This is a genomic window from Saezia sanguinis, assembly GCF_963921665.1.
GTDB classification, from domain to species: Bacteria; Pseudomonadota; Gammaproteobacteria; order Burkholderiales; family Burkholderiaceae_C; genus Saezia; species Saezia sanguinis.
Genome location: NZ_CAWUGC010000001.1, coordinates 436,621 through 454,951, shown reverse-complemented (window position 1 = coordinate 454,951; position 18,331 = coordinate 436,621). Strand labels below are relative to the sequence as shown.

The 18,331-nt window shown below is 43.5% G+C and carries 16 protein-coding genes; 4 read left to right on the top strand and 12 right to left on the bottom strand.

Features of this window, described 5'->3' with window-relative positions; genetic code table 11:
* Positions 1 to 257: 257 nt before the first annotated feature.
* Positions 258 to 1,637 (top strand): tyrosine-type recombinase/integrase, encoded by a 1,380-nt coding sequence (locus tag AACY98_RS02045; protein WP_339800914.1) that lies wholly within the window; start codon positions 258 to 260, stop codon positions 1,635 to 1,637.
* 64 nt (positions 1,638 to 1,701) lie between these two features.
* On the opposite strand, the gene AACY98_RS14995 is transcribed toward AACY98_RS02045, so the two are convergent.
* From AACY98_RS14995 to AACY98_RS02020, 6 genes are all read right to left on the bottom strand, one after another.
* Entirely contained in the window at positions 1,702 to 1,989 is a 288-nt protein-coding gene (locus tag AACY98_RS14995; protein ID WP_423817503.1) for a hypothetical protein, read from the bottom strand.
* 245 nt (positions 1,990 to 2,234) lie between these two features.
* Positions 2,235 to 3,245, bottom strand: coding sequence for a hypothetical protein (locus AACY98_RS02035; RefSeq protein WP_339800911.1), 1,011 nt, complete (start codon positions 3,243 to 3,245; stop codon positions 2,235 to 2,237).
* 25 nt (positions 3,246 to 3,270) lie between these two features.
* Entirely contained in the window at positions 3,271 to 3,363 is a 93-nt protein-coding gene (locus AACY98_RS14990; protein WP_423817502.1) for an HNH endonuclease, read from the bottom strand.
* A 61-nt stretch (positions 3,364 to 3,424) separates the two neighbouring features.
* Positions 3,425 to 4,366, bottom strand: coding sequence for a reverse transcriptase family protein (locus AACY98_RS02030; protein WP_339800908.1), 942 nt, complete (start codon positions 4,364 to 4,366; stop codon positions 3,425 to 3,427).
* A gap of 8 nt (positions 4,367 to 4,374) precedes the next feature.
* The gene (locus AACY98_RS02025) at positions 4,375 to 4,653 is read right to left on the bottom strand and encodes a helix-turn-helix domain-containing protein (protein WP_339800905.1); all 279 of its coding nucleotides are present in this window, start codon (positions 4,651 to 4,653) and stop codon (positions 4,375 to 4,377) included.
* A 44-nt stretch (positions 4,654 to 4,697) separates the two neighbouring features.
* On the bottom strand, positions 4,698 to 4,928 hold the full coding sequence (locus AACY98_RS02020) for a hypothetical protein (RefSeq protein WP_339800902.1): 231 nt from the start codon (positions 4,926 to 4,928) through the stop codon (positions 4,698 to 4,700).
* A 505-nt stretch (positions 4,929 to 5,433) separates the two neighbouring features.
* Here AACY98_RS02020 and AACY98_RS02015 point away from each other — a divergent pair.
* Positions 5,434 to 5,790 (top strand): MmcQ/YjbR family DNA-binding protein, encoded by a 357-nt coding sequence (locus AACY98_RS02015; protein WP_339800899.1) that lies wholly within the window; start codon positions 5,434 to 5,436, stop codon positions 5,788 to 5,790.
* A gap of 118 nt (positions 5,791 to 5,908) precedes the next feature.
* On the opposite strand, the gene AACY98_RS02010 is transcribed toward AACY98_RS02015, so the two are convergent.
* The 5 genes from AACY98_RS02010 to AACY98_RS01990 all read right to left on the bottom strand — a co-directional run bounded on the left by AACY98_RS02010 (position 5,909) and on the right by AACY98_RS01990 (position 12,432).
* Positions 5,909 to 6,996, bottom strand: a protein-coding gene (locus AACY98_RS02010; RefSeq protein WP_339800896.1) for an IS3 family transposase whose coding sequence is annotated in 2 segments (ribosomal slippage) — positions 5,909 to 6,744 and positions 6,744 to 6,996 — 1,089 coding nt in all. Because the reading frame shifts where the segments join, the coding sequence is not laid out codon by codon here.
* A gap of 181 nt (positions 6,997 to 7,177) precedes the next feature.
* Positions 7,178 to 7,420: a phage tail protein gene (locus AACY98_RS02005; protein WP_339800894.1), complete on the bottom strand. Its 243-nt coding sequence runs from the start codon at positions 7,418 to 7,420 to the stop codon at positions 7,178 to 7,180.
* Positions 7,421 to 8,770: 1,350 nt separating this feature from the next.
* Positions 8,771 to 10,561: a 3'-5' exonuclease gene (locus AACY98_RS02000; protein ID WP_339800891.1), complete on the bottom strand. Its 1,791-nt coding sequence runs from the start codon at positions 10,559 to 10,561 to the stop codon at positions 8,771 to 8,773.
* A 60-nt stretch (positions 10,562 to 10,621) separates the two neighbouring features.
* Complete coding sequence (locus AACY98_RS01995) at positions 10,622 to 11,647, bottom strand: hypothetical protein (protein ID WP_339800888.1); 1,026 nt, start codon at positions 11,645 to 11,647, stop codon at positions 10,622 to 10,624.
* A 140-nt stretch (positions 11,648 to 11,787) separates the two neighbouring features.
* On the bottom strand, positions 11,788 to 12,432 hold the full coding sequence (locus AACY98_RS01990) for a hypothetical protein (protein WP_339800885.1): 645 nt from the start codon (positions 12,430 to 12,432) through the stop codon (positions 11,788 to 11,790).
* Between the two features lie 682 nt (positions 12,433 to 13,114).
* Here AACY98_RS01990 and adhP point away from each other — a divergent pair.
* Entirely contained in the window at positions 13,115 to 14,152 is a 1,038-nt protein-coding gene (gene adhP, locus AACY98_RS01985; RefSeq protein ID WP_339800882.1) for an alcohol dehydrogenase AdhP, read from the top strand.
* Positions 14,153 to 14,481: 329 nt separating this feature from the next.
* Positions 14,482 to 14,730, top strand: coding sequence for a hypothetical protein (locus tag AACY98_RS01980; RefSeq protein ID WP_339800878.1), 249 nt, complete (start codon positions 14,482 to 14,484; stop codon positions 14,728 to 14,730).
* A gap of 156 nt (positions 14,731 to 14,886) precedes the next feature.
* On the opposite strand, the gene AACY98_RS01975 is transcribed toward AACY98_RS01980, so the two are convergent.
* Entirely contained in the window at positions 14,887 to 17,538 is a 2,652-nt protein-coding gene (locus AACY98_RS01975) for an autotransporter outer membrane beta-barrel domain-containing protein (RefSeq protein ID WP_339800875.1), read from the bottom strand.
* Positions 17,539 to 18,331: the final 793 nt, after the last annotated feature.

Below are 18,331 nucleotides of genomic sequence, written 5' to 3'. Positions count from 1 at the left end.
AAACGACAAAGGCCAGTCATTGCTGAACTGGCCTAAGTGTTTGAATTTATTGGTCGGGGCGGCGGGATTCGAACTCGCGACCCCTTGCACCCCATGCAAGTATCGGTATATTTCAGTATCCATCTGTATCTATTATATATCATAACAAATCAATTAGTTACATAATTCATTTGTATCCTAATGTGTACCATAGTATACTTAAATCAACCCGTATTTAGGGCCTATTTAGGGCCTATTCTATCGAAGGATTTCTCAGCATGGCAACTCTAACTGCTCGCGCAATTGAAGCCGCGAAACCAAAACCAAAAAAATATAGGCTCACAGTGGATGTCGGTTTACAACTACGTGTCTATACAACCGGCCTCAAAAGGTGGGTAGTAAAGTATTCAGTTAATAACAAACAAATTGAAGCAACTTTACCTCGCCCATATGGAACCACTGGTAACGGCGACATGTCTTTGGCTGAGGCTCGGATAGAGAACGAACGTATTCAAAACCTCGCAAAAAACGGAATTGATTTTCAAGAAGCTGACCTGATACATCAAAAAGAAAACGCTGAGCGGGAAGCATTGGAATGTAAAACATTTAAAGAGATGTTTGATGAATGGATCGAAAATGGTGTATCCAGAAAAGACGACAATGCAGAACTTAAAAGAACATTTGAAAAAGATGTTCTGCCTACTCTCGGTAAAAAACGGGTAAAGGACATTACTGAAGCAGATATTCGCAATCTTCTTAAAAAAATTGTGAAAGAACGCGATGCCAACAGAATGGCTGTCGTGGTTCATAAAGATATTGTCCAGCTTTTTAAATGGGCAGAAGACCGACAACCCTGGAGGAAATTGTTGTCCGAAGGTAATCCGTCAAAACTCATAACCATCAAACACATCATCTCACCGGATTACGACAACATCTATGGGGAAAGACTCAGATATTTATACGATGATGAACTCCGTGAGTTACGAGATAAATTTGTTGCCATCGAGACCGAATACCAGAACGCTTCTTTCAAAGATAAACGTGCCTTGCCCTCCCCTATATCAAAAGAAGGTCAATTGGCTGTGTGGATTTGCCTATCAACGCTATGTCGCATCGGTGAACTTCTGATGGCTGAATGGAAACATGTTAATTTCAATACCGGAGAGTGGTTTATCCCCAAACAGAACGTGAAATCGACCAGAGGGCAGAAACAGGACCATCTGGTGTTTCTCTCCCCGTTTGCGTTGGGGCAATTCAAAGCCCTCCATAGCCTGACGGGAAAAACAAAATGGTGTTTCCCTAATGCTGATGGAACAAATCATCTTGATGAAAAATCTGTCACAAAGTCAATTAAAGACCGACAGGTCATGTTCTCGAAAAGAAAAAACGAAGGGTTGTCAAAACGTAAGAGCGATAATTCCCTGGTGCTTTCCGAAGGTACTAATGGCAAATGGACACCGCATGATATGCGGCGTACAGGTGCGACCAATATGCAAAAGCTGAAAATAGAAGCCCGCGTTATTGACCGTTGTCAGAACCATATGCCTGACAGCGGCAATAAGATCAGAAAGGTCTATCAGCTTTATGACTTCGCAGATGAAAAGAAAGAAGCATGGGAAAAATGGGGAACACGTCTGGAGGAGATATTGTCAAGGTGAATTGATGTCAAATTAATTCCTGCCTGCTAGGTTATTGGTGTTCTCAATATTCACCTAGATGCCATTAGATTCCCAATGATCGCTGCCATCCATGTGGTTGTCGATGCTTTGTATTTGTAGCTTCAGCTGCCATGCGACCTGGCTTTGGTTTTCCAAAGAGATTGTGGCTAGCTTCGTCCAACAAGGTTACGTCATTAGAGCTGTAGCTTTCCTTGCCGCTCAGCATTTCACCGCTGCTGGTATTGCTGCCCGGCGCGATGCTGCTTGGCACCGCTGTGACGATAACGGCGGCGAGTTTCAAGCGGTATTTATAATAATCCAACATTTTTTTGTGCACGTTTTTGCCAAGCAAAACACATAATCCAAAGCAAACGCCTTGAAAATAAAGTATCCGCAAATCAGCTGAAGCGCGCTAACATTGATTTTCACAACAAAGCAATCAAAGACAATATAAGTTAATAAAAATGGAAAGCTTATTTATAATTTTTTTATCCGTTTTCGGCTCATTTCAAAAGCTATGATCCTATAAAGATTCCCTGACCCTATTGCTTTTATATAATATTTATGAGATGGATTAAATGAATATAAATCAATCTGTCATTCATCTTTTTTTTGTGAATGACATTGGTTGTACAACAGTATTTCATGGAGATAAAACGGGTATTTCACTCCTTTTTCATTGTACAGCGGAATTTCGTCACGTTGACTTCTTTCGTGACGGTATCCTGGAGAGCTGATTTCTAGCCGTCCTGCAATACCCTCACGCCCTTGAGGAAGATCGTAGCAAAATCTAATATGCGTAGGCCCCATACATTCGTTAATAGCATCAATAAGACTTAGCTTTCTAAAAGTCTTTTGATCGATATCATTTATTCCAATTATGGTCTCGCCGGTATTTAAGAATTTATTTTTAGATAAAATAACGCCAAAACAAAAGAGATCGTGAAGCTTAATAAAGCAAATCAAACCCAACTCTGTATTGATTAGCACTAAGTAATGTTTTTTACTTGACAAGTCTAAGTAATCTGCAAAAGGTTGAAATATTTCTGCCTGAAGTCCAGATGTTCCGATCTTCACATATTCCTCTACCCCATCATAGTCTGCCCTTTTAAGTATTCCAGAAATTTTAATAGCATCAGCATCTTGAAAAAAATCATCTATCGAATCAACAGCAAATTCATATGCAATTTTTAGCATTCCTATTTTGAATTTCCAGAGATCTATTTCCCATTTTCCTCCTATACCTTCTGTCCTTACTTCGCGGCGTCTTTCCCCTTTAATAATTGCAGACTTAGGAATCCCATTGCGCTTCAAGATTTTCTGTAAAATTTCATCAATCTGGCTCTCATTTTTTGCGTCAACCGCAATCTCAATAGACTGAACAACTCCTGCATCCTCTTTTATTTTGATGACTGGATGGTATAAAACGTCTAATTTACCATCTTGGTTTAAGTTGACTCTAGCCTTAATCTCAGGATTATCTCTCCCTATAAAAATACCAGAAAAAGGATTTGGTATATGATCACGCTTCCCTTCGATCTCTCTGGAAAACCGATATAGTTCTGTTAATTTATGATTGATTAATGGAGAATCTACTTTCCCGCCCATTTCTGAATTACAGATCTTACATACACTATATATATGATAACCCCCCCCCTAATGCCTCAGGTATCACATGCTCATCGCTCATATTTTCTTTATCTTCTCGACAAATAATACATTGCATAATTTTTCTCAATATTTCTAAGTGACCCGGGCGTCGATTTTTATGCTCTAGGTAAAAGGGACTACCCTAGATGCAAATCATCCAAACGTTTTTTAAGCGCTGTTGCTTCTACTGGATGAAGCCTCTTTAACCTTCCCACTTTTCCAGCAGCCCGTCTTAAGTCTTTTTCAATTTCTGTTCCTGCCTCACCGCGTTTAACACGCTGTTCGAGCTGCAATACCTGTGCCCGAATAGCTGAACGCTCTTTTGATGGTAGTGTTGGGTACCTACGACTGTTCGCGTTAAGCCCCATGATAGTGATTGGACCTCGCGATGTTGCAGAAAAATGTTTATTACGTTTCGGTTTAAATCCTGCCCCACCTACCATTGCATAAACCTGAGCAATAATCCAGCGCTTGGTCTCTTCATCCATTTCACCTGGAGAAGACATACTCAAATCGTCGACATACCGACTATACCGGATACCCTTCTCCTTTAAACGCATAACCAAAGCAGGCTCTTTGTCCCAAAATGCTAAGTTAGCTAGATATGAGCTAGTGGGTGTTCCTTGAAATACATGACCATCTTTTGTTGTCAATCGAGTAAGAAGTTCAGATACCTCTTCGGAGAAATTAAAGAAGTGATGCCATATATGATATACATGAGAAGATGTTATGTGATCAAAAAATGTTGCGATATCCTCGGCAACGATCCTTTTTGCACCTTTGTGAATATCTACGTTCGCAACAAAATCGCGACCAACTAACGATCCGGTCAAATATGGCGGGAAATCGACATGACAAAAAATAACCCTGTTGATTGTCCTAAGAATTTGTTTCAGAGGTGGCTTCGTATCAAAAACATAACGAACCCCATTGTTTTTCTTTGGCCTCGGCATAGGACCGATATAAAGTCTATCGGCACGAGCAGCCACAGCCCTCAACATTGGCTCCTGAAGTCCCAAAGCCTTGCAAAGAGACTGAACATTATATATGGGTTTGTGAGTATAAGCTGGTCGATCCATACGTGTTGTTATGCGCGCACTACAGCAAGTGCCGCATCAGAAAGACGACGAATTGTTTCCTCATCAAGGCCTGATAACTCATCTTTCTCCGCAGCAAGAAACAACACGATAGGCAAAGGAATCTCAAGCCCTTTGGCAATCTTTTCAATACTCGGTAAAGTCGGCAATCTTTTACCCGATTCGATCATTGATAAATAAGATTGCGAGAGACTCACTCGTTCCGCCAGTTCATCCAGAGATATATTTCTGGCTGAACGGCAGACCTTAAGTGCATGTCCAATTTCCATAACCACCTTTCCAAAAGGTTGGGCTTCTTGCCCAGCAATACTCCTCACCGCAAGAGCGTCATCACGTTAGTGATTACACTAAGCAGAGTAGCCAGCATGTTAAGTGCGTCGTAACGCAGTTTCACCATCTGAGCACTATCTGCTTCATCCACAGCCTTTTTGAGGCTGTTGAGTTGCGCCTGGAATGCTTCCCGAGCAGGGGCATCAAGCGAACCACCTCGTTCAACTAGAACTCTTTCGAGTTCATCAACGAGTTTCTTTAAATCTTTGGACATAATCGTCTCCATTTAACCGGGCACATGCCCAGTCGCCAGATAGCAAGGCCGGATAGGAGTTGCTGATGCCCCGGAAGCCCACCACCGTCTACTCAGTTCGAACAGTCGCCCTTATACGCAACGTGCTTACTGCTATCGGCTTAGAGCGAAGAGCAACGTGCATGAATGTGCATCGTTACCGCAGCCTTGGGCCAATGAAAGCCGGATGTTGGCTGCATCCAGCGCCGGGTTACACTTACCCCGGCTACTGCAAACCAAGCTTTTCTGACTTGAGATATCCTTCGATTTAAAGAACGTGTGAGCGATAACGCTCACCCTTGAGTTTGAATATATCGTAACCGCCACGCCTTGTCAATAAATATCACTCAAAGTGATAATATTCTTGTGCGACAATTACAACAAAAGCTCCGGCGCCAATATATTGGCGAAGACAATCAATCGTTGGTATAAAGCTGAAGCTATCTCTTGCATGAACGATTTTTTGTCAGGAAACCATCCATAAGTTGTGAATGATCGAAGCAAAGTCCTGAAATATGTCAGGGACAAATACCAGACGCAGCCGGACTACCCATGGCGTCATCACCCCAACTATGCCGTTCTGCGACATGCTGGGCACAGGAAATGGTATGGTGTGGTAATGAAAGTTGCCAAAAGCAGCCTGGGATTACCGGGTGAGGGGCAGATTGAAGTGATGAATCTCAAGTGCAGACCTGAACTCATCGGAGCATTAAGGCTTACTCCAGGGTATTTACCGGCGTACCACATGAACAAGGAACACTGGCTTACCGTGGCTCTGGATGGTTCTGTTCCCGAAGAGGAGATTTTTGATCTGGTCGATCTGAGTTTTGCGCTGACAAAGTGATGGCAACCATATCTAATCATAATAATTATGACCAAAAAAATAATAATCAGCTGGTTTTGCATTTATTGAAGTCAAAGGGTAATCCCCCCATTTTTAGCGTGATTCAGAAGTAGGGACACTATGCGGCCATGGCCAACCGCTGTTTAGGGGTAAATCCACCCAAGGCCATATTGGGACGTTCATGATTGTAAGACCACATCCAGTCTGTAGCCATACGCTGGACATGATCCAGGTCTTGCCAGTGATATTGGGATAGCCATTCATAGTGCACCGTCCTGTTGAAGCGTTCGACATAGGCGTTTTGCTGCGGCTTGCCCGGCTGGATGTATTCAAGCTTGATGCCCCATCGAGTGGCCCATTGCGTGAGCGCAGTGCTAAGGTACTCCGGGCCGTTGTCGCAGCGTATCGCCAGGGGTCGGCCTCGCCAGCCGATGATCTGCTTGAGCGTACGAACAACGCGTTCGGATGGCAGCGAGAAGCCGATCTCGATGCCCAGAGCTTCGCGGTTGAAGTCATCAATCACGTTCAGCACACGAATGCTTCGCCCGTCAGCGAGTTGGTCATGCATAAAGTCCATTGACCACACCTGATTGACGCCAGCAGGCACCATCAGTGGCTCGGGCGCCTGCCTGACCAACCGTTTGCGTGGCTTGATACGCAGGTTCAGTTCAAGCTCGCGGTAGATCCGATACACACGCTTGTGATTCCAGGCGTAGCCCCTGACGTTGCGCAAGTACAGGAAGCACAACCCAAAGCCCCAGGTGCGGTGGTTGTCGGTCAAACGCAGCAGCCAATTGGCAATCTCCTCATTCTGGGTGCCTGTCCTGGCGACATAGCGGTAGCAGCTCAGGCTGACCTTGAAGGCCGCGCAGGCCAGTCTGATTGATACGCATCGGCTTTGCACGGCATGCTGGGCCATCTCGCGGCGCTGAGATGGCCTCACCACTTTTTTTCGAGTGCCTCAGACACAATCTGGGCCTTGAGCTTTTCCTCAACATACATTTTTCGCAACCGCGCGTTCTCTGCCTCCAGCTCCTTCATACGGGCCATCATCGAGACGTCCATGCCGCCGTACCTGGAGCGCCACTTGTAGAACGTCGCCGAGCTAATGCCCAACTCCCGGCACAACTCGGGCACCGCAAGTCCCGCCTCCACGCGCTTGATCGCCTCGATGATCTGGCTGTCTGTAAATCTTGATTTCTTCATGCTGTAGAACTCCTTTATAAGAAAATTCTACTTCTCAAGCCTACGCTTTTGCGGGGGGATTACCAAAGAGCAACGCAGACTTCATCATTGGCATCGCTATTTTAAATTAAAGCGCCAATGAAATGATCCCTATATCCAACAATCCCTTTGGCTCAATCTACCAAACATTGTTCACTGAAAGTCAGTCTCTTGAGGGATACACTCCCTGCAAGGCAATAACATACTGGAGTCCTTCTGGTGCTTTATCCTTTAAATCCGGTAAAGCAAAAGTTGCCATTCCATTGCCACCAAATTTGTTTCCAAGCAATGAAAATAAGGCTTGGTTGCTATTAATCGCCATCATTCGACCGTCACAAAGAGCAAATTCCCTTGGCGCAAAACCATAAGGAACAAGAATAATTTGGCCTAGAAAGACATCACACATTTTATTTCTCCTCAAATTATCATCATGTAAATAATACTATCATAATCAAAAAAGATTTCACTCTAGTTTGCGCCAAGCTGCATAAGTCACTAAAAGAATGACCAGTTTGCTCCATTATTGATTTATGTTTTTTTACAGAAAAAAATCTGCACCAACTCAAACCCTTTTCCTGAGTACATGAACCGGCAAGATCAACTTCAATCGATCCTATTAATTGCCACTTCATTCGCTCATGCGGCAGTATATCGCCCCACTCACCGTTGTCCTGAAGCATCGGCACGACAGAAATGTGCCGAGATCGGCAAACAGGTTTGCGGTTGCTGCATCAGCTACCTGTATGCGTCGTATTGAATTTTTCTTTTCCTGAATCAGTCCGTATTTTTCAATCATCGATGAGATACCTGCCATCTGGTAATACCAGATGGCAGGTCGGTTATTGAAGTTTCTGTTCTCTATCCCTTTACGATAAGCAAGGCTGAATCGGGTAAGTAAAGGATGTACGGATGAAACTTGCCAACAATTTGCTCAGATTCCTTGATCGCAACGGTCTGACAGTTCATTTCAATGGCTCCCGGATTGCAGTGCATGATCGGGAAGGAAAAGTAATATGCACGGGCGCGACGGTGCATACCGCTGTGAGAAAAGCCGTATGGCTTAATCCCTGCTCTTGCAAATGGATGGACAAATCCGGTTGACGCGGTTCGGACAGCCTACTGCTGATTTTGTGTACACCACATTGAATTCTTATGATGCCGAACCAAGCAGTGCTTTTATTGTCTGTGGCTTGCTACCGGGAAGTCCCGCTCACTCGAAAACAAAACACTGCTGAGAATGTGAATACCCTGGTATTCAACACGATATAATTAAATTTTCATGAAGACAGCACTATGGAATTTATCAAAAATCTTTTAATTAACATAATTTTCTGGCCTATATTTTTGGCTGCATTGTATTTTCTTCTACGCCACGTGTATCTGGTTGTTACACAATCCTGGCGTACTGAGCAATCAACACTGACATTAGAACAGTACTTGGAAAACTACCCTCATTGCGCCACAAAGCGTGGAATTTGCTGCGCTAACTGCAACTCTTCGAGCATTAAGAACTGGGGTTTTGATGGTGCGAATGATCACCGTCGCGTGTTTATCTGCAACCATTGCAATACGAGGTTATACCGCAATGACGACTGGTAGGATAGTATTTCTATGATGAAAATAACCAGCACTGATACTGTACCCTCCCCCAGCCACAGCGCACATTCACAAAGGACATTACACATCACTACCTGCTTACTCTTATCCCTTAACTGGGAAGACAAATGCTTCCAATATCATCTTATCCACGGTAGCATCAGAAAACATCCAATGCCCGCTGAAACGCTTCAGCAAAACAAGAATTCTCTCCATGTGTCAAGACCAGTTGTCTGGTTGCACGCGTCATGGCAACATAAAGCAACTGTGCTTCATCTTCTTGTGATTGCATATTGGAAAAAGGTTCTCCTGCCGCAGGTAAGCAGACAATGGGAAACTCCAGACCTTTACTGCCATGGATGGTAAATAAATGGACAGCATCATCTTCCGTAGAGCTATGCGTTGTTGGAATATGGCACTTTTTGAGATATTCTTTAACCTGATTTCCAATATATTTCCGACGGTAAATTACTGCCATTTCATCCCACGGGACACCAGCTTCATGCTTTTTTATCAATAAGTCAATGATACAACTCATCTCATCATATAAGGAATTTTTCTCGATGACTTGAGGTAATAGTCCATTCCTACCCGCACAGATCGGTTCAATAATCGGTACGTGGTCTTCGTCACACGTTTTGTTAGCGATCAGGTCGGCTGCAAATGCTTTTGCGAAAGTTAAGATTTCAACAGTATTGCGGTAATTTCTTCTGAGAATATTGGTTCGTCCACGCGCATTAATACCAACACTTGAAAAAGAAAATTGTTCTTTGTCTTTATCGTAAATAGCTTGTGCATCATCGTATAAAACTAATAAGTTGTTATTTAACGGGTGAAGCATCTGCACAATCAATTTAAACCAGTCTTTTTTGAAATCATGCCCTTCATCAATTAAGATGGTCTCATATTGGCCGCAGGGAATAAGTGTTTTCTCAAGGTTTTCAACGGCGTTTTTAAAACACGCCTGAGCAAACTGACCGCTATCTTCATCGCCTTCCGGTACCACACAATAGAACTGTTCAAGCTGATGCAGACACCATTGATGAAAAGTCATGACGGTTATTTTTTCTTCCAAACCCATGTCCGCAAAATTTTTATGCAATCTATTTCTCAAAGGCCGACCAAAGCAAAGCACCAAAACGGTTTTATTGGGGAAGGATGCTAAAAATTTAGCACGGTATTCCAAAATTTTTGTTTTTCCAGAACCTGCGGCACCATGAACAATGCGATGCCCGTCTCCCATTCCCCGGGCAAGTTGCTCTTGCTGTTCGTCCATAACATTCAAGATAGAGAAATCATCTACTTCATCAAAGAGGTTTTGTTGCGTACCAAGACAAATATCTGGAAAAATCGTTCCCCTGATCTGCGTTATCTGGCTTGCTGACAAAGCATGTTGAAACGGAACTCTAAACATTGACCATAATCGCGTTTGCAGTACTTCGGCATCCATGTTTGCCGACATCTCATCTTTACAGATAGTCAAATTTTCCGGGAAAACTTTATCAAACCCCTTATCAAAAAATTGTTTTCGGGTAATATTTGAAAATACGACCCCATAGGCATAAGGACATATCAGCTTTCCCTCATACTGATGCCCTTTGGGGTTTGTCAGCAGCGGATCGTCTTCCAACAAACGAACCAGCTTGAAAGCATTGTTTTGCGCTTGGGTTAAAGGATTTTTCTCTCTAGAAATTTCTCCATTTCTTTTACGGATACAAGCGTAGTCCATGCCAATTGACCATATAGTGTCCATCCTCCAGTCCTTAACCTCAATAACCAGCAGACCACGCTCAGGATGCAGGATGATAAAGTCAGACCTGAACTGCTCATCTCCAGCCGGGATGTCATACCAGCAAAGGTAACGGTCATTCAATTTTTTTAGTGCTGTAATGAAGCGTTTTTCACCTGGCTGGATATTATTTTCTTGTGTCGTTTGGGAGAAAAGTATCATGATTTTATTTCTATTTGGGAAAGATAGATGTACACAATGCCAGGCCTCATGACAAGCTTGTTATCCTGCAACGTCGGATTCGTAATTTAAAACATCAATGTGGGCAAAACCCGTTGTTTTTTTAAATATCATCTGATGCTTAAAGTTTTTTAATGCATCAGAAGGATCAATTGCCGAAAGGTTCAGTTTTTGGATGGTTTCTTCAGGTATCAAAACCGATAGGATAGCTTTGTCATCCAGATGTCCGGTAGATGAATCCAAAAGAACATCAAATACGGTAATGATCACTGTTTTAACAGGAAGGAATGCAAATACCTCCTTGGCTGTTCTGAGTGCCACACTGCACACGTGGTCCTGATACAGCTCATAGTATTTTGTCTTGGGCATTGCTTTGACAGATATATCACCTCTTTTTAAGAGACTTTTGTTTTCCGTAGGAATGGTTTTCTGTCCATTGATAAAAATAGAAACTGAAAGGACATTATTAGCGTCTAGATGTAGACTGGATTTTGATGAAAACGCCGAAAAAGCTTCTACTCTTCGAAGAATTTCTTCATAAGCTTTTTTATCCCCATGAATAACACGCTTGGCTAACTCAATATCCTGTTGCCATTCTTTCATATCTGCTTGGTATTGCTGCAAAGCTGATTCACGATTTTTTTCGTCTTTTGCCTGAGCAAGTTGGATTTCATATTTCAACGCTGCTTTAATTTGGGGAGTCTTTTTAAGCAGTCTTTGTAGAAAACTAGGTTTAAAGGTTTTATAGTGCTGAAGGGCAGCTTCTTTATTGGGGTAAATAATAGCAGGCTCATCAGGTGCAGGGGAGTCTTTTAACTCCAACCAATTGATCTTGGTGAGTTCTACCTGATGCAGCGAAATCAATTGCTGAATGTAAGCCTCAAATGCCTGTACTTCTTCCTGAGCGCTTAACAAGGTTTCTTGGCGTTCATAAGCGACTTGCATGATGAACTGTTGTTTTTCTTGTCTTTGTAGTTCTTTGAGCTGCGCTTTTTTTTCTCGCTGCGATTCACGCTCATAGCGTTTCAATGCCGCATTAAATGTTCTAAGCGTCCCTTTCCAGCCCATATATTCTCCTCATTACACGTTATTTGTCTTGTATTTCGCCAACATGTTAATGTACAGCAAAGGTGTAATGCAAGTTTCAACCTTTATCTAGATTATTATACAAACAATCGTAAGTTTACCCATTCAGAAAACAGTCTAAACTAGAGACTCTTATCTTCAGGCTTTGATTTGGGACTTTCTAGATCCAAAATCTTCACCCGCATACTCTGAGAGTTAATCTTTATTTCAAGCTGGTCAAGAGAACAAACACCTGCTTTACGTAAAAGTGTTATGAAGCCTGTAACGCGGCACGGTGCGGACGGAGTAGTTCCAAAAGAAAAACTGCCATTAATAAGCCCTTCTGCTTGATAAACACCCGCCGAAATTACTTTTGCGATACTAGAAGGAAAATCTATCACCCCTGTTCGCATATTGTATTCTTTCAGTTCCATCTTAAAACTGTGCCATCCTTCCGAATCAGCTTTACTGGGCGGGGCAATCGTATTACCAACATTTGCATAGGCATCGAATAACGCTTGATCGGACACGTCCACACCTCTGAGGCCGTAGACTCCAAAGCCAAGGATTTTAATGATCGGTGACGAGACTAAAACAATCTGTAAGTTGGGGGCAGAAAATATACCTGTTTCCACAAACTCGGTAATTAAGGTTTTTCTGGCAACCGCTCCACCACTTTGAATGATCAGTTTTGCAACAACCAATTCGCTGTTATTCAGGGCATCTTCCATGGGAATAGGCGCGGTCAACATAAAATCATTATGCTGAACTGCCGTCAGCCAAGACACGCGTGCATATATTTCTTGCAATACGTATTGAGGTGCCTCAACAGCAGGAGGGAGACTCTGGTTTTCAGGATGAAGTCGGTGACTGCGAGATACCGCCTGATGCAATTCTTCAATATACTCTTTTCTCTACCATCCATATCGCTGTCAATGTTATCTTTTATCTCAATTAATAAGCCCTGAGCCTAGGTTCGATAATTTCACGAATTCTAAAGCAGTTATCGTAGTCTGCAAAAGAGGTGGGCACGAATGTTGGGCATCCCTCTTCTGTTGGCAACTGTTTGCGGTAAGTCTTATCATGCTTTGCAACCGTATTTTCAGATTTGGGTTTTGGGGAATTCTATTGCATCTGGCGCTGGATATTTGTTGTACACGCATTGTTTATTGATCTGAGAGGGACAATATCAAGCAGCAATTGTGAACCGTCACAAAAATATTTAATCTCAGTGCCTCTGCGGGTCTGCCTGATTCTTAATCTTCGCACCCAGTTTACAACAGCCAGATTAGCGTGCTTTTTTTTCGCACCATAACTGTAATGCACTTTTGAGTCATGATTGACATATTAGCAGCTTGCATTGCTTGGAGCCTTAATCCCATTGAACCTGCACATTTCAAATTTGGAGTATAGTGGTGCGACTGTTCCAATCTCGCGGTATCTTCTGGATATATGTTCAAAGGAGTGAAAATGAAAGCAGCAGTAGTAAGCAAAAATAGTCCCAACCACGTAGAAGTTAAAGACGTAACCTTACGTGAAATTAAAGATCATGAAGCTCTGGTTGACGTGGAATGTTGTGGTGTTTGTCATACTGATCTGCACGTTTCCCATGGTGATTTTGGAGATGTTGAAGGCCGGGTACTGGGACACGAAGGCGTTGGTATCGTCAAAAAAATCGGTAAAGATGTGGAGAACCTGAAAATAGGTGATCGCGTTGCCATTGCCTGGTTTTATGAAGGGTGCGGTATGTGCGAATATTGCATCAGCGGCAGGGAAACATTCTGCTTGAATGTAAAAAATGCAGGTTACACTGTCGATGGTGCAATGGCTGAGCAGTGTATTGTCCCAGCCAAATATGCGGTCAAAGTACCGGACGGTCTGCCTTCTGCTGAGGCCAGTAGTGTCACCTGTGCTGGAGTGACCTGCTACAAAGCGATCAAAGTATCAAACGTGAAACCCGGTCAGTGGATTGCAATTTATGGTCTGGGCGGTTTGGGTAATCTGGCGGTACAGTATGCCAAGAATGTGTTCAATGCTAAAGTGATTGCAATTGACATTAATGATGACAAACTGAAGTTGGCTAAAGAAATTGGCGCGGATTTGACATTTAATTCAAAAACAGAAGATTCCGGTGCCTGGATTCAGAAAACCATCGGCGGAGCACATGCTGCAGTAGTAACTGCAGTATCAAAGGTAGCATTTAATCAGGCGGTTAACTGCGTACGCCGTGCATCACGTGTAGTAGCTGTTGGTCTACCATCTGAAACCATGGATCTATCAATTCCCAAAACCGTACTTGAAGGTATTCAGGTTGTTGGTTCGCTGGTGGGTACACGGGAAGATCTAACCGAAGCCTTACAGTTCGCTGCTGAAGGCAAGGTGAAGCCGATAGTGCATATGCGTTCGCTTGACGAAGTCAATGCTGTATTCACTGAGATGGAGAAAGGTCAAATTTTGGGGCGTATGGTACTGGACATAAAAAAAGGTTGTGGCTGCGGTTGTCACTAATTCCTGCTGCGATTTATTGTTAGAACGCGTACGGTATCGAGATCTGTATGCGTTTTTATTCATTGGGTCAAAAACAAATAACAGCGTAAGAGTGATAAAACCAACTATCAGATGCTTGCCTTATGTGTCTTACCTAAACTTGATCTGACAGACACTGATTTACAGCGGAGCTGTAATTTATTGCTCAACTGTAGGCATTGTCCGATTCAGTTTTGACATTGCCCGCGCCTTGATAGTATGAATCTCACGCTTCATGACTGAGCGCAAAACAAGAATACCGCTCATTACGTTACACTGTTAATTTGCAAGATATTTCAAAAATCCCCCGAATGAAAACTTTCACGCTTAAAAAAGATACGGTCACCGGAGAACTCCACCTGTTTGAGGGTAAAATTCCTGCCACACTAAAAGGCAAATGCATCGCAGCCAGTCATTCGATCTGCGGCAAGAGGGAAGATTCTGAACACGCGGAGAATATCTTCTCCTGCGCCAGCGCAAAGCTGGCACGGCAGGAATGTGCAGAGATCGGTGAACAGGTTTGCGGTCATTGTGTCAGTTATCTGTACGCGTTGTACTGAATTTCTTTAATTCCGAACCAAGTCTGATTTTCAGTTTCAGACATCCGCCGGAAAATTTTGCCATGCATATTTCGAGGTTGGCAATCTGGTATGACAAAATTGCCTTCGCAAAAACTCAGGATAATTCATCCTTAATTATTTTCATTCTGAAAAAAATCAGAAGCTGTATTTCAGTCCAAACAATGCTGTCGTGTCACGGTAAGAGTTGGAACCCATCTGATGTCCTACATTGAACCATAAAGTAGTGTTTCTGTTTATATTGGCTTCCATGCCGATTCTTACTTCTCCCACATCCTTGGCACCATCCGCCCGCATTTCTGTACTGCCCATATCAACATTGAAGCGTTTGGTATTGTGTATCCAGTTGAGTTCAAGATAGGGTTGCACCATATTCTGGTCTGTTCTGCTGCTATTGAGATTGCTCAGATAACCTCTGACACCTAGACGGGTTTGCACATTACTGTCATTGCTCGTGACAAAGGTGCCGTTATGCTCAATATGGTCGTCTGCTTTAGCCCCCATCCAGATCACCTGGGCCTGAGGCTGAATCCACACACCATAGTCTTCATTCATCTGGCCAATTTGGAATGCGTAGCCAGCCTCCAGCGAAGCGGATATTCCTTTGATGTCATAGCTTTCACCTGATACGCCGTCGCCATGAACTTTGGCGCTCATGTCGTTCCACAAAAGCCAACCGTCCACATAAAGGCCAGACTTATCTTCCTGATTAGCATACCAAGTACCATATACCCCGACGCTATAGCCATCCACTTTGCCCGAAGAGTGATAACCGCTCGTATCAGAGTCAGTATCACTGTCGGTACGGCCATAACCACCCATCACACCAATATGAAAACGATTGCGTTCGTTACTGCTCCACTGGGCGATATCACCGCCAATTTGGACTATGCTACGATCTGACTTGGTTGACAGCTGACCACTGCCGTCTTCAAACCGGTTATGTCCGTAGTGGTAGCGTATCCACAAACTGGTGGCTTTATCCTGCCCACTCAACAAATCAGTATATTGCGGCTCGCTTATACGGTCATGCAAGCGAGTGCTGAACATGGTATTGGCTGCAGACAGATTCGCAATATATGAACCGCCTTCGGGGCGCATGACGTGAATACCCGTATGATCTGTGCCACCACCTGGCTCCTTCAAAAGATATTCACTGGTTAAATACCAACTTTGTGGGTTAAGGCCGTTGGCGCTACCCTTGACCAAGCTATATTCATACGCACCAGCAACAATACGGCCGCTTTGTACAAATGCGGTATCAGTTGAAGTGCCAATGACATCAATGATCTGGATGCCTTCAACTGTCTGCCCACCTAGCCCCCCCATACTATTGACATTAACGTAGGTGGTTCCAGATGCATTACCGTTAATCACCAATTTGTCAGTTATTGAAGTGGTATCACCTGCCAAAACGGCGTTCAGACTCAATACACCGCTGTTACCAACATAGCCGCCGCCTATATTCAATATATCTCCCGCAACAGCGCCATGGCCTATTGTCAATGTACCAGCATTGTGTACGCTACCACCAAACGCGTAGGCGCGTGTGGTTGCAGCACCATCGTCAAACACTGCAGCTGCACCGCTATTCACAACCAGTTCACCACTGAAAGCGGGCTGATTGTTGGTAACATACAATGTGCCGCCTTGCAAATGGATCTGTCCAGCCCCCTGTAAGGTACCAGCCAGCATTCCACCATGGTCTACATTCAGAATACCGCTGCTATTAATTTCTAACGAGCCTGGCAATTGGAGGTTTAGAACTCCTGTATTACTATTGGCATTACCAACTGCCACCAGCCCGTTGGCAATATCCATCTGTTCAAACTGAATCGGGTTATTAAACGTCACCGAACCTGATCCATCTTTGGACAATGCGCCCTGGGCACCTGTGAGAGTAGTTCCATAGGCACTGGCAGAATCTCCAGTAATAGAACCGCCACTAAACACATAGTTCAGTGAGCCGTCTACCACCATGTCAGAAACTTTGACCCCGGAACTGTTCACTGCGATGTTGGTATTGGCATTACCTGTATCATCGAAAACAACTTTGTCTCCAGTAGCAAACTGGCGAGTGGCTACTCGCCCATAGTTTGTATAGGCATTATCAGGCGCAATGATTGCACTACCATCGGTCCAGTTACGATTGTGATAACCCCATTCAGCAGGATTACTTGTGCCACCATCATTCACACCTTCCCAGGTCAGTTCCTGACTGTCCATTTGCTCGACTGTCAGTATGTAGTTCCCAGTAGAGCCAGAAACGAAGTGAGAACCTACGACTGTATAAGACGCACCGGTCGCTAGCACATACACAAAACCAGCATCACGGATATCGCCCGTCCAATATCTGCCCGTATCATCGTCCCCAATCAATACATTAGTCAATGAGGATGCAGGGTTAAAACTGTCCGCATACAAATACATGGTTGGATCGCTCATAGCGCCGGTGACCCCAACCCTTGTCATCAAAAATTTGTAACGCCCGCCTTCAGTTGAGCTGATATTATGGCTGTTATAGTAAAAGCCCGCCCCCCGATCGGTTGTTGGGTTAAAGCTGTTATTGGGCTCCCTCCAAGTCGGGCTGGATGTGGTTACACCAGATTCAACCGAGAGAAGCGAGGTCTGGGCTGATGCAGTAGCAGCCAACCCAGATAATCCAAACAAGGCTAAAGAGATTGTAGAGAGTTTCAGGAGAGGCGGCCTAACAGCAAATGCATGAGTCTGACTCATTATCTCGCGCTTTTTTTGCATGAATGCTTTAGAGAGCAGGTTATCGTAAATCATAATCCATCCTTTGAAAAACACAACAAATGCCCTGACCTCGTTTGAGGCACAAAAATGCACCAGAATGCACCGGAATTGGTATGGCCTTGCTTTGTCGTTTCAGGTACTCACAAAACATCAAATTAATGCGCTTGTGGTTACTTGATGGCTTTCAGGTCGTTCTTGCTTCCGCTTCCAATACCCATTTCATGGGTAAAGTTATTATAATAATCAGGAGTCGTACTCAACGCGATAATGAGGTTGTATAAACTTCTCCATTTTTTGCGAATTAATTTGTAAAAATATAACCTGTCATTCGAAAATAAAAAATCCTATTCAAAATAAATTGTATTAAAAACATTTTTCTTGCAAAAAAACGGGACGGTAGGTTGTTAGACGAATTCCATATATCGTGTTATTTAGCGGCACATGACATGAACCACCTAGCTGTCGGTTGAAAGATACGCTTAAGAATGTACTGAATTTGATCAACAAACTTAAGCTCGATAATGAAAACAAAGCTCAAAAACCAGCTCCCAAAATGATCAAGCATGACTTGGTTATCTTGGATAAGCTGGGCTATCACTGCGATATTGTCAAACAACTGATAAATCTTATCTCTTTAAACATCGACCTTAAAGTGGCGTACTTTTAGTGCACAACCATGGTGCACTATCCTAAAAATTATTTGACAAGCAGGAAACAGTAAATACCAAAATTAATTTATGTGCCCACATAAATTAAAAATATAAAAGCAATTCTGCTGCACATCTCATCTACAATGTAATGCTGGCTGCTTTGGGCCAAGTAAATA